This window comes from Mesorhizobium sp. BR1-1-15 (assembly GCF_020165475.1).
In the GTDB taxonomy this organism is placed as follows: domain Bacteria; phylum Pseudomonadota; class Alphaproteobacteria; order Rhizobiales; family Rhizobiaceae; genus Mesorhizobium.
This window is the reverse complement of record NZ_JAIUIF010000001.1, coordinates 596,826-609,337: the sequence shown is the minus strand read 5'-3', so window position 1 is coordinate 609,337 and position 12,512 is coordinate 596,826. Positions and strand designations below refer to the sequence as shown.

General features: G+C 63.9%; 12 protein-coding genes. 8 read left to right on the top strand and 4 right to left on the bottom strand.

All coding sequences use genetic code 11. The features are described from left to right. The first annotated feature begins 23 nt into the window (after positions 1-23). The 8 genes from phnA to LB541_RS02870 all read left to right on the top strand — a co-directional run bounded on the left by phnA (position 24) and on the right by LB541_RS02870 (position 9,525). Entirely contained in the window at positions 24-1,280 is a 1,257-nt protein-coding gene (gene phnA, locus LB541_RS02905) for a phosphonoacetate hydrolase (RefSeq protein WP_140514498.1), read from the top strand. A 234-nt stretch (positions 1,281-1,514) separates the two neighbouring features. Then, positions 1,515-2,972, top strand: coding sequence for a phosphonoacetaldehyde dehydrogenase (phnY, locus tag LB541_RS02900; protein WP_224617793.1), 1,458 nt, complete (start codon positions 1,515-1,517; stop codon positions 2,970-2,972). A gap of 73 nt (positions 2,973-3,045) precedes the next feature. Then, positions 3,046-4,404, top strand: coding sequence for an aspartate aminotransferase family protein (locus LB541_RS02895; protein WP_140564382.1), 1,359 nt, complete (start codon positions 3,046-3,048; stop codon positions 4,402-4,404). A 2-nt stretch (positions 4,405-4,406) separates the two neighbouring features. Further along, positions 4,407-5,417, top strand: a complete 1,011-nt coding sequence (locus LB541_RS02890) for an NAD(P)-dependent oxidoreductase (RefSeq protein WP_224617790.1) — start codon at positions 4,407-4,409, stop codon at positions 5,415-5,417. A gap of 257 nt (positions 5,418-5,674) precedes the next feature. Next, positions 5,675-6,703: a 2-aminoethylphosphonate ABC transporter substrate-binding protein gene (locus tag LB541_RS02885; protein ID WP_140623730.1), complete on the top strand. Its 1,029-nt coding sequence runs from the start codon at positions 5,675-5,677 to the stop codon at positions 6,701-6,703. Between the two features lie 59 nt (positions 6,704-6,762). Next, positions 6,763-7,875, top strand: a complete 1,113-nt coding sequence (locus LB541_RS02880; RefSeq protein WP_224519131.1) for an ABC transporter ATP-binding protein — start codon at positions 6,763-6,765, stop codon at positions 7,873-7,875. Next, positions 7,868-8,725 (top strand): 2-aminoethylphosphonate ABC transporter permease subunit, encoded by an 858-nt coding sequence (locus tag LB541_RS02875; RefSeq protein ID WP_224617788.1) that lies wholly within the window; start codon positions 7,868-7,870, stop codon positions 8,723-8,725. The genes LB541_RS02880 and LB541_RS02875 overlap by 8 nt, the downstream gene beginning before the upstream one ends. Before the next feature lie 2 nt (positions 8,726-8,727). Beyond that, positions 8,728-9,525 carry an ABC transporter permease subunit gene (locus LB541_RS02870; protein ID WP_140514512.1) on the top strand — a complete coding sequence of 266 codons (798 nt, stop codon included), beginning with the start codon at positions 8,728-8,730 and terminating at the stop codon, positions 9,523-9,525. 7 nt (positions 9,526-9,532) lie between these two features. Here the strand turns inward: LB541_RS02870 and LB541_RS02865 are convergent, their stop codons facing one another. The 4 genes from LB541_RS02865 to LB541_RS02850 are packed head-to-tail and all read right to left on the bottom strand — an operon-like array spanning position 9,533 to position 12,509. Further along, a complete protein-coding gene (locus LB541_RS02865; RefSeq protein ID WP_140663294.1) occupies positions 9,533-9,979 on the bottom strand; it encodes a MaoC/PaaZ C-terminal domain-containing protein in 447 nt (148 codons plus the stop codon). An 8-nt stretch (positions 9,980-9,987) separates the two neighbouring features. Continuing rightward, positions 9,988-11,064 carry a Gfo/Idh/MocA family protein gene (locus LB541_RS02860; protein ID WP_140564377.1) on the bottom strand — a complete coding sequence of 359 codons (1,077 nt, stop codon included), beginning with the start codon at positions 11,062-11,064 and terminating at the stop codon, positions 9,988-9,990. Beyond that, positions 11,057-11,386, bottom strand: coding sequence for an L-rhamnose mutarotase (locus LB541_RS02855; protein ID WP_140497605.1), 330 nt, complete (start codon positions 11,384-11,386; stop codon positions 11,057-11,059). The genes LB541_RS02860 and LB541_RS02855 overlap by 8 nt, the downstream gene beginning before the upstream one ends. A 10-nt stretch (positions 11,387-11,396) precedes the next feature. Further along, positions 11,397-12,509: a mandelate racemase/muconate lactonizing enzyme family protein gene (locus LB541_RS02850; RefSeq protein ID WP_224617786.1), complete on the bottom strand. Its 1,113-nt coding sequence runs from the start codon at positions 12,507-12,509 to the stop codon at positions 11,397-11,399. Positions 12,510-12,512: the final 3 nt, after the last annotated feature.

Below are 12,512 nucleotides of genomic sequence, written 5' to 3'. Positions count from 1 at the left end.
CGGCAGAATTTTTGAGGACTTCGATGAACCAGATGTCTCCCATCAACGTCGCGGTCAACGGCCGCACCTACGCCTGGCCACGTGTCCCGGCCATCGCCATCTGCCTCGACGGCTGCGAGCCGGCCTATCTTGAAGAAGCCATCAAGGCCGGGCTGATGCCGGCGCTGGTCAGGATCAAGCAGAAAGGCACGGTGCGTTTTGCGCATTCTGTCATTCCGAGCTTCACCAACCCCAACAATCTGTCGATAGCCACAGGCCGCCCGCCGTCGGTGCACGGCATTTGCGGCAACTACCTCTACGAGCGCGAAACCGGCAAGGAAGTGATGATGAACGACCCGCGCTTCCTGCGCGCGCCGACCATCTTCCAGGCCTTCTACGATGCCGGCGCCAAGGTCGCGGTGGTCACCGCCAAGGACAAATTGCGTGCGCTGCTCGGCAAGGGCCTCGCCTTCGACGACGGCCGCGCGCTGTGCTTCTCGGCCGAAAAATCCGACACCACCACCAAGGCCGAGCACGGCATCGACAATGCCTCGAAGCACTTTGGGCTGCCGGTGCCGGAAGTCTATTCGGCCGAACTGTCGGAATTCGTCTTCGCCGCCGGCGTCCAACTGCTGAAGGAATTCCGCCCCGACATCATGTATCTGACCACCACCGACTATGTGCAGCACAAATACGCACCCGGCGTGCCGCAGGCCAACGCCTTCTACGAGATGTTCGACAAGTACTTGACCGAGCTTGATGCGCTGGGCGCGGCAATCGTGGTGACCGCCGACCACGGCATGAAGCCCAAGCACAAGCAGGATGGTTCGCCTGACGTCGTCTATGTCCAGGACCTGCTCGACGAATGGCTGGGCAAGGATGCCGCGCGCGTCATCCTGCCGATCACAGATCCCTATGTCGTGCATCACGGCGCGCTAGGCTCGTTCGCCACCGCCTACCTTCCTGACGGCGCCGATCAGGCCGACATCATGGCGCGGCTGGCGAAGATCGACGGCATCATGTTGGTTGTTGACAGCCCGACCGCCTGCGAGCGTTTCGAACTGCCGGCCGACCGCATCGGCGACATCGTGCTGATCTCGACGCAGAACAAGACCATCGGCACCTCGGAACACCGTCACGACCTGGCAGCCCTCAACGAGCCGCTGCGCTCGCATGGCGGGCTGACCGAGCAGGAGGTTCCGTTCATCGTCAACCGCGTGCTGGCCGATTTGCCTGATGAGCCCGTGCTGAGGAACTTCGACGCGTTCTACTACGCGACGATGGCGGCCGCGCTCGCGTGACGGATGGGTCGGGTGCCGGTGTCGCCTCCAAGATGGCGCTGGTCGACCCCACTCCGCCTCGCTCCGCTCGGCACCTCTCCCCGATCGACGGGGGAGAGGAAAGGCGCCAAGCCTGGGGCGCTGACCTCACCTGATTTCCTCTCCCCCGTCGATCGGGGGAGAGGTGGCCCGAAGGGCCGGAGTGGGGGTCGACCCTCGCCGCGACGTACCCAAGAATCTGCTGGAGCAGAGCACATGACCCAACTCGACCCTGCCATCAAAGTTCGCCACGAGCCGATGCGCATCGCCGGCAAGAAGGTTGATGCCGACGACGTTGTCGAGGTGCGCTATCCCTGGAACGACACCGTTATCGGCACCGTGCCTGCCGGCCGCGCCGAGCATGCCCGCCAGGCCTTCGAGATCGCCGCCGGCTACAGGTCGAAGCTGACGCGCTACGAGCGCCAGCAGATCCTGTTCCGCACGGCGGAAAAACTCGCGTCGCGCCGGGAAGAAATCTCTGATCTCATCACGCTCGAGCTCGGCATCTCCAAGACGGATTCGCTCTATGAGGTCGGCCGCGCCTATGACGTGTTCACATTGTCGGCGCAGATGTGCATCCAGGATGACGGCCAGATCTTCTCCTGCGATCTCACCCCGCACGGCAAAGCGCGCAAGATCTTCACCACGCGCGAGCCGCTGAAGGCGATCTCGGCGATCACCCCGTTCAACCATCCGCTCAACATGGTCTCGCACAAGGTGGCGCCGGCGATCGCCACCAACAATTGCGTGGTGGTCAAACCGACCGAACTGACGCCGATGACGGCGCTGCTTTTGGCCGACATCCTCTACGAAGCCGGCCTGCCGCCGGAAATGCTCTCGGTGGTGACCGGCTGGCCGGCCGACATTGGCAACGAGATGATCACCAACGACAACATCGACCTGATCACCTTTACCGGCGGCGTGCCGGTCGGCAAGATGATCGCCCGCACAGCCGGCTACAAGCGCCAGGTGCTGGAGCTCGGCGGCAACGATCCGCTGATCATCCTCAACGATCTCTCGGACGACGATCTGGCCAGGGCCGCCGATCTCGCCGTCGCCGGCGCCACGAAGAACTCCGGCCAGCGCTGCACGGCGGTCAAGCGCATCCTCGTCCAGGAAAGCATCGCCGACCGCTTCGTGCCGCTGGTGCTGGAGCGGGCCCGAAAGATCCGCTTCGGCGACCCGATGGACCGCACGACCGATCTCGGCACCGTCGTGCACGAGAAGGCGGCGGCACTCTTCGAAGCCCGGGTCCACGTGGCCGCCGGGCAGGGCGCCGAAATCCTCTACAATCCGGGCCGGCAAGGCGCGCTGCTGCCGCCGATCGTCGTCGATCGCGTGCCGCACACATCCGAACTGGTGATGGAAGAGACGTTTGGGCCGATCATCCCGATCGTGCGCGCACCGGACGATGACGAGGCGCTGATCAGGCTGTCCAACTCGACCGCCTTCGGCTTGTCCTCGGGCGTCTGCACCAACTCGTTCCCCCGCATGCAGAAATACATTGCCGGCCTTCAGGTCGGCACCGTCAACATCTGGGAAGTGCCGGGCTATCGCATCGAGATGTCGCCCTTCGGCGGCATCAAGGACAGTGGCAATGGCTACAAGGAAGGCGTCATCGAGGCGATGAAGAGCTACACCAATGTGAAGACGTTTTCGCTGCCCTGGTCCTGACCGGACCACTCGGCTGACAGAACAACAGAGAGGGAGCGTTCCACGCTCCCTCATTCGCGTTTCGGAGAGGGTTATGGTCGCGATCAAAGAGCTTGTGCATACCGAGGGTGATTCCAACACCACGGCGGCCCGCAGCCGCTGGGATTCCGGCCAGGACGATCCGCGCATCCGCGGACTGCTTGACCGCGACGCTTCGGCCTTCATGCACCAGAGCCTGTCCAGCCCCTGTCTTTCGACGATCGCCAAGGCCGAAGGCATCTGGATCGAGGACACCGCCGGCCGCCGTTTCATGGATTTCCACGGCAACAGCGTGCACCATCTCGGCTATGGCCATCCGAAGCTGGTCGCCGCGATCAAGAAACAGCTCGACGACCTCTGTTTTGCGCCGCGCCGTTTCACCTGCGAACCTGCTGTCGAACTGGCCGAGAAACTGGCGGAACTGGCGCCCGGCGATCTCGGCAAGGTGCTGTTCACGACAGGCGGTTCCGACGCCATCGAGGTGGCGCTGAAGATCGCGCGCGCCGCGACCGGCCGCTTCAAGACGGTTTCGTTCTGGGATGCCTTTCATGGCGCCGGCTTCGGTGCCGCAAGCGTCGGCGGCGAAGCGACCTTCCGTTCCCATATCGCCGGCCCGATGATGACCGGCACCGAACATGTCGCGCCCTGGGACGGCTACCGCTGTCCTTACGGCCACGGCACCTTGGAAGCCTCCGGGCTCGCCTGCGCCAACATGATCGCCTATGTGCTCGGTCGCGAACAGGATGTGGCCGCGGTCGTCGCCGAGCCGATGCGGGCAACGCCCAACCCGCCGCCGCCCGGTTTCTGGAATCGGGTGCGCGAGGCCTGCGACCGGCACGGCACGCTGCTGATCTTCGACGAGATCCCGACCGGCCTTGGCAAGACCGGAAAATTCTTCGCCCATGAGCATGACGGCGTGACGCCGGACATCGTCGTTCTCGGCAAGTCGCTCGGCGGCGGCATCCTGCCGATCGCCGCTGTCATCGCCCGCCGCGATCTCGACGTCACCGGCGGTTTTGCCATCGGTCACTACACCCACGAGAAGAACCCGGTGACGACGCGCGCGGCGCTGACGACGATCGATATCATCCTGGAGGAAGGACTGGTCGAGCGTGCGGCCGAGCTTGGCCGGCATATGCTGGGACGCATGCAGGATCTGATGGGGCGCTCGCCTCATGTCGGAGATGTCAGGGGCAGGGGGCTGATGGTCGGCGTCGAACTTGTCGAGGACCGTACCTCGCGCCAGCCCGCGCGCGATCTTGCCGAACGCGTCTTCTATGCCTGCCTCGAACGGGGGCTGAGCTTCAAGGTCAGCCACGGCAACGTGCTGACGCTGTCACCGCCGCTGGTGATTTCGAAAGCCGATCTCGACCGTGCGCTCGACATCGTCGAACGCGCCGTGCTGACGGCCTGACCGTGAAGGCCGTCCGCACCGACCGCGAGCTCGAATGTCCAGGCATCGATGCCGGCTTGCGGGCAAGGGGTGTCGAGCTGGTGACGCTGCCGGACGGCATTTCCGAGGCGGAGCTCAAAGCCGCGGTCGCCGACGCCGATCTGCTCTTGATGTGCTACACGCCAGTCACTGCGGAGGTGATCGACGCGGCGCCCAGGTTGAAGGGCATCGTCAAATATGGTGTCGGTATCGACGCCATCGATATCCCCGCTGCCATGAGGCGCGGTATCCCCGTCGTCAACGTGCCCGAATATGCCGAGGAAACCGTCGCCGAAGGTGCTTTCGCCATGATGGTCGCGCTAGCCAAGCGGCTGCCCGCCATCACCGCGGCGGTATCGCGCGATGGCTGGATCTGGCCCGAGCCGCGCTGGCTGGGACGCGACATTTCAGGCGCCACGCTTGGGATCGTCGGTTGTGGCAAAATTGGCCGCAGCATGGCGCGCATGGCCGGCCAGGGATTCCATGCGCGGCTTCTTGGCTTCGATCCCGGTGTGGACGCCGAAACGATGCGCGCCGCCGGCATCGAAAAAGCCGACGACCTCCAGGCAATGCTTCGCGCCTGCGACTTCGTCTCAATCCATTGCGTGCTGAACGACAGCACGCGCGGCCTGATCGGCAAGGCTGAACTCGCCTGCCTCAAGCCTTCCGCCATCATCGTCAACGTCTCGCGCGGCGCGCTCATCGACGAGGCGGCCCTTGTCGAGGCGATCGTTTCCGAGCGCATCGGCGGCGCCGGGCTCGACGTCTATTCGGTCGAGCCGCTGGCCAAATCGGGCCATCCGTTGGGCGCGCTTTTCGGCCGCGACGACGTCATCCTGTTCCCGCACCTCACCTTCTTTACGCATCAGGCGATGCGCCGGCTCGAGGACGACACGCTCGCGCGCTGCTTTGAGATTCTCGACGGCCGGCCGGTGACCGTGCGCTCGTCCGACCCGCGGTTGCGGGCGCAGACTTCTGGCGTTTCATTCGTCTGATCACCACCTGCTCGAACGCTTCGACGGCCTGCCCTGAGCAGGCCGAAACATGTTCACGACATGACTGCGACGGTTCCACGACACCTATCAGATGAAGTTTGCCTGTCATAAAATAAATAGATTTTACTTATCGATCTCCAATCCCCAGAGTTGCACTTAACGACGACGCTGCCGGCACCCATCGAAGCAGAAGCAGCCGGCGCGGTCGCCACAGTGCATCGCAGAATGTGCCATCAATCAAAAAAGGGGAACTGGACATGAAATCACGCAACGCAACCATGGTCGCGGCTTTCGCCGCGTTGCTGGCGTCGGCTGCCCTCATCGGACCGGCGATGGCAGATGGCGTCGTCACCATCTACTCCGCCGATGGCCTGCATGACGGCAACGGCAGCTGGTTCGAAACCGAGTTCGCCGCCTTCACCAAGGCCACCGGCATAAAAGTGCAGTATATCGAGGCTGGTTCGGGCGGTGTCGTTGAGCGTGTCGCCAAGGAGAAGTCGAACCCGCAAGCGGACGTGCTGGTGACATTGCCGCCCTTCGTGCAGCGCGCCGCCGCCGGCGGCCTGCTGCAGGATTACAAGCCCGAAGGGGCGGACCAGATCGACGGCGGCACCGACAAATACCGGCCGCTGGTCAACAACTACATGAACTTCATCTACAACAGCGCCGTGCTTTCGGAAGCGCCGAAGAGCTACGACGATCTGCTGGACCCGAAATTCAAGGGCAAGATCCAATACTCGACGCCCGGCCAGGCCGGCGACGGCACCGCTGTCATGCTGCAGATCATCCATGCCTTCGGCGGCGAGGATGCAGGTTTCGAGTTCATGAGGAAATTGCAGGACAACAATGTCGGCCCCTCCGCTTCGACCGGCAAGCTGACGGCGCTGGTCAACAAGGGCGAGCTGCATGTCGCCAACGGCGATTTGCAGATGAACATGTCGCAAATGGCCGACAATCCCAACATCAAGGTGTTCTGGCCGGCGGGGCCTGACGGCGTGCGCTCCACCTTTGCGCTGCCCTATGAGATCGGCCTGGTAACCGGCGCGCCCAATGCCGACAACGGCAAGAAGCTGATCGACTTCCTGCTCTCAAAGGAAGCTCAGTCGAAGGTCAGTTCCGTGGCTCTTGGCCTGCCGGCCCGCAAGGATGTGACGCCGAACGACGCCAATTTCGCGAAGGCGCAAGAGGCGATGAAGGGCCTGACCATCTGGTCGCCGAACTGGGATGACGCTCTGGCCAAGCTGCCCGACTACGTCAAGCGGTGGAACGAAGCGACCGGAAGTTGATCCCTGCCAATCCGGAGGACCATGCCATGTCGGCCGCCGCTTTTACTGGGACCAGTGTCATGGACATCGACGCCGCGAAGGTTCGCGGCGCCGGCTCCAACGTCCATTTCGACAAGGTCGTTGTCGCCTATGGCGCGCATGTCGTTCTGCATCCGCTGACCCTGGATATTGCTCCCGGCGAGATCCTGGCGATGATCGGCCCGTCCGGCTCCGGCAAGACCACCGCCTTGCGGGCGGTGGCCGGCTTCGTGCGGCCGAGAAGCGGACGAATCCGCATTGGCGCGACGGATGTGACCGATCTGCCGCCTTATGAGCGTGGGCTCGGCATGGTGGTCCAGAACTACGCGCTGTTTCCGCATATGCGGGTCGAGGACAACGTCGCCTTCGGCCTCAGGGCTCAGGGCGCCGACAAGGCGCTGATCGCCGAGCGGGTCAAGGATGCGCTCGGCACCGTCGGCATGGCTGCCTATGCAGCACGTTATCCGCGCGAGCTTTCCGGCGGCCAGCAGCAGCGTGTCGCGATTGCGCGCGCTCTTGCCGTGCGGCCCCGCGTGCTGCTGCTTGACGAGCCGCTTTCGGCGCTGGACGCACAGATCCGCCGCAATATGGTCGAGGAGATCGCCAGGCTGCACCGCAGCCTGCCGGGCCTGACGATCCTCTATGTCACTCACGACCAGACAGAGGCGCTCACCCTCGCCGACAAGATCGCCATCATGCGCGACGGCTCGGTCTGTTCGCATGGACCGACGACCGAGCTCTACCGCCGCCCGCCCAACCGCTTCACCGCCGAGTTCCTCGGCCGCGCCAATCTCCTGCCGGTCACCATTGCCGAGGCTGCCGGCTCCAAGGGTTTTGCCGCGGCAAGGCATGGCGACGCGGTGCTGATGGGCACCGGCCGTGACGAGAAGGCCGGCGACAGGAGCCTGCTTTGTATCAGGCCCCAGCACCTCAGCCTGACGGCCGATGGCGACCATACCAATCGCATTGTCGGCACGCTCCTGGAGGTGCACTGGCAAGGCGAACTCACCCATCTCGTGCTCGATGTCGACGGCACGACGGTGCGCGTCTCGGCGACGAGACTGCCGATGGCCCTGCCGGAACCCGGCGCCAAGGTGCCGCTGTTCTTCGCGCCCACCGACACCTCGCTCGTTCCGGAAGACGCCGGTGTCTGAGGCTGTCGCTATCGCCTCGCCAGCGGTCAGGAGAGAGCCTGGCAGATTCTGGATCGTGCCGCCGGCCGCACTCCTGGCCCTGCTGTTCTTCTATCCGCTGGCGCTCATCGCCCGGCAGGCCTTCCTGGACGACAGCGGCGTTGCCAATGTCGCCGAAGTGATCCGCGTCCTGCATTCGCGCTTCTTCCTCAACGCGCTGATCAACACGGTGACGATTTCGATTACCGCGACTACCGGGTGCCTGATCGTCGGTCTCGTGCTGGCACTGATCCTGGCCTTCGTTCCGTTCCCCGGCAGCGGCTTCATCGCCAGGCTGATCGACACCTTCATCGCATTGCCGACCTTCCTGGTGACGCTCGCCTTCACTTTCCTCTACGGTTCGGCAGGCATGCTCAACGCGGGACTGATGGAGGCCTTTTCACTGCCGTCGCCGCCAGTCGATTTCCTCTATTCCACCTGGGGCGTGGTGCTGGCCGAGGTCACTGTCTACACGCCGTTCATCCTGCGGCCGCTGCTTGCCGCCTTCTCGCTGGTGGACCGCGGCCAGATCGAAGCGGCAAGCGTGCTCGGCGCGCGGTCGTTCCGCATCGTGCGCCAAATCATCCTGCCGGCTGCCATCCCGGCGCTCATTGCCGGCGGGAGCCTCTGCCTGCTTCTCACCGTCAACGAGTTCGGCATCGTGTTGTTCATCGGCGCCAAAGGGATCATCACGCTGCCGCTGCTGATCTATGGCAAGGCGATCCAGGAATCGGCCTATCAGGTCGCCTGCATCATCGCCCTGATCAACATCGCGCTGTCGCTCGGCCTGTTCGGGCTTTATCGTTTCGCAGCCGGCCGGCTGGGGGTCTAGCCATGCTGGTCTGGTCCCGCTCCGGTCGCCTCGTTCTGTGGCTTCTCTTCGCGCTGATCTTCGGTGTGCTGTTCCTGGCGCCGCTTGCGGTCATCCTCTTGTCCAGCCTTGCCGGCCAGTGGAACGGGGTGCTGCCGAGCAGCCTGACGACGGAACACTACAGCGACGTCCTGCATGGCGCGGCCGGCGATGCGGTCAAGGCGAGCCTTCTCACCGGTTTTGCAGCCAGCGCGCTGGCGCTGGTCAGCGGCACCTGGGCGGCGCTGTCGCTGCGGGTCCAGGGGCACGCGCTGCGGCGCCTGCTCGGCCTGTTGTTCTTCATCCCCAGCGCCGTGCCTTCGGTCTCCGTCGGCCTTGGCCTGCTGGTCGCCTTCAGCCATCCGCCGCTGCTGCTCAACGGTACGATCGCGATCGTCATGATCGCGCATTTCGTGCTGATATCGGCCTTCACCTTCGGCAATGTGTCGGCCGGACTGGCGCGGCTCTCGCCCGACTTCGAGCAGGTGGCATCGAGCCTCGGCGCGCGGCCGGCCTACCGCCTCTGGCACGTCACCTTGCCTCTGCTCGCACCCTATCTGGTCGCAGCGTTCGGGCTCAGCTTCGCACTGTCGATGGGTGAACTCGGCGCCACCGTGATGGTCTATCCGCCGGGTTGGGTGACGCTGCCGGTGTCGATCTTCAGCCTCACCGACCGAGGCGACATCTTTGCGGGAGCAGCGCTCACCATGATCCTGGTGGTGGCGACCCTGGCGCTGCTGCTCGGTTTGGAGCGCATCACCGCCCGCGCCACCGGATCGTAGCGCTGCCTCAGCCGGGTTTGCGTTCGACGATGTAGATGTGATCCGCGGCCAACACAACTTCGTCGCGCTGGTTGATCACCTCGCAGCGTTCGATCACCCGGCCCGCGGCCGGCCGCTTCGGATCGTCCTGCTTGGCCGCGATAGTGGTGCGCGTGCGGATCGTGTCGCCGATGAACACCGGCTTGGTAAAACGCAGCCGATCATAGCCATAGGAGAAGGCAACGGGATTGACGACGCTTGCCGTCAGTCCGATGCCGACCGAGAACACCAGCGTGCCGTGCGCGATGCGCTGGCCGAACGGCGTCGTCTTCATGAACTCGGCGTCCATGTGGTGTGGGAAGAAATCGCCGGTGTGTCCGGCATGGACGATGAAGTCGGTCTCGGTAATGGTCCGGCCGCTGGTCAGCCGCGAGGAGCCGATCTCGTAGTCTTCGAAATAAATGGTCTGTTCCATGTCCTGCCTTACGGCTTTTCGGCCAGCGGCGTCGCCGGCGCCGCGCTCGATTTATAGGCGGCTTCCACCAGCGCCATCGTGTTCCAGGCGTCCTCGACCGAACTGACCAGCTCGTCGTCTTCTCCGCAAGCAAAGCGCTGGACATTGGCCATACGCCCGACAAAGGCATCGGGGAACCATTCGCCGGCGAGTGGCACGGCAATCCAATCCGTCCCGCCTTTCGGGTATATTTCCAGGACGTCCGGTTCGCCGCGGGGATAGTCGAGGTTGAGGCCGAGTTTGAGATAGGCCGCGCCCTCGGTGCCGCAGATGCGGAATTCGCAGGCCTGGTGCCGGCGCCCGAACTTGTGGTCATGGTTGATCGACAGCGCGCAGCGCACGGTGTCGCCATAGTCGAGGATGGCGCTGGTGCGCGTCTGTGCCACCGTATGGTTGGGATGGCCGAGCGTCTTGGCGTGCACCCCTCTTGGGTCGCCAAGCAATTGCCTGACGAGGTCCAGATAGTGGATCGAATGCATGGCGATCTCGACACGCGGCGCCTTGAGCAGGAATTCCCACAGTTCCCAAGGTGTGGCCAGCGCCAGCCAGGCGTCGAAGTCGACGACCTCGCCGAGCCATCCCTTGGCGATGGCATCCTTGAGCGCCAGCATCATCGGCGCGAAACGCAATTGGAAATTCACCGCAGCCTTGAGCTTCCTGGCGCGGCAGATTTCGAGGATTTCGGTTGCCTCGCCGAGATAGTTGCCCATCGGCTTCTGGATCAGTGCGACCGCCCCCTCGGGAAGCGCCTTCAGGATCTCGGCATGCCGACCGGGCGGTGTCGCGAGATCAAAGATCGCATCGTTGATTCCGGCGGCTTCTTCCACGGAGCGGAATGCGGTGACACCCCATTTCTCGGCCAACGTCCGCGCCTTGGCCTGGTCCGGATCATAGAGGCCGGCAACCGGAAACTCGGCCTTCCGGTAGGCGGGAAAATGGGCATCGCCGACAATCGAACCTGCGCCGAAGGTGACGATCGGCCGGGGCTTTGTAGGCTTAGGCCAGGACTGGATGAGTGAGGCAGGGTCGAAACCGCCTTCAGTCATGATGGAAGACCTCGTCCATCGAAGCCCACCATTCGCCCTCCTTGCGGGTCGCCAGCGGCTCCTGGCAAGGCATGCAGAGGGCCCACCATTCCTGTGTTTTCGGGTCTGCCGCCATCTTGGCCATGTCGGCGGCATAGTCGGTGCCGTGGTATTCGAAATAGGCAAACAGCAGGTTCTCCGGCCGCTTCAGGTAGATCGAATAGTTCTCGATGTTGCAAGCCGAGATCATGGTCAGCACGTCGGGCCAGACGGCGGCATGGAGGCGCACATACTCCTCGACCTTTTCCGGCTTCAGTCCCAGAACCATTCCCATCCGCTGCATGTTCGTTCCCCTATTTCGTGATCGCCGTGGTGAATTCGGCGATGCTCATGGCCTTGACCGCGTCCCAGTCCCAATCGATGCCGATGCCGGGCTCGTCGGGTGCCAGCGCCTGTCCATCCTCGATGCGCATGCGCTTGCCGGTCAACTGGTCAAGCTGCGGAATGTACTCGACATACCGGCCGTTCTGAACAGCGCAGGTGAGGCTGACATGCAATTCCATCAGGAAATGCGGACAGACCGGGATGTCGAAGGCCTCCGCCGCATGCGCCACCTTTAGCCAGGGCGTGATACCGCCAATGCGACCGACATCGACTTGCACGATCGAAGAGGCGCCTTTCTGCATGTATTCGCGGAAATGCCTGATGGAATAGAGCGACTCGCCGATGGCAATCGGCGTCTGCGTCGAATTCGACAGTCGCACATGGCCATCGATGTCGTCGGCCGGCAGCGGCTCCTCGATCCAGGCGAGATCGAGTTCACGCAGCCTCGCTGCGCGGCGGATCGCTTCGTCGACGGAGAATCCCTGATTGGCGTCGGTCATGATCTCGTAGCCGTCGCCCACCGCCTTGCGCACCGCCGCCAGCCGCGCCAGATCTTCCGATCCGTGCGGTTTGCCGATCTTCACCTTCGAGCCGCGAAAGCCCTTGGCCTTGGCGGCCAGCGCGTCATCCACCAGCGCCTGTGTCTCGATGTGCAGCCAGCCGCCCTCCGTCGTGTAGAGCGGGCAGCGGTCCTTGGCGCCGCCCGCCAGCTTCCACAGCGGCAGACCTTGCTTCTTCGCCCGCAGGTCCCAAAGCGCGGTGTCGATCGCCGCGATCGCGATGGCCGTGATCGCGCCGATCGTGGTGGCGTGCGTGGCGAATTCGAGATCGTGCCAGATCGCCTCGATCATGTCGGGGTCGCGGCCGATCAGGCGCGGCGACAGATGGTCGGACAGGAGCCGCATCACGGACGAGCCGCCGGTGCCGATCGTATAGCTGTAGCCGGTGCCGACGGCGCCGTCGGAATCGGTGATAGTGACGAGAGGCGTTTCCTGGCTGACGAAACTCTGGATCGCGTCCGTGCGCTTGACCTTGGGCACAAGGTCCACCATCCGCAGTTCTATCTTTTCGATCGTGGCCATGTC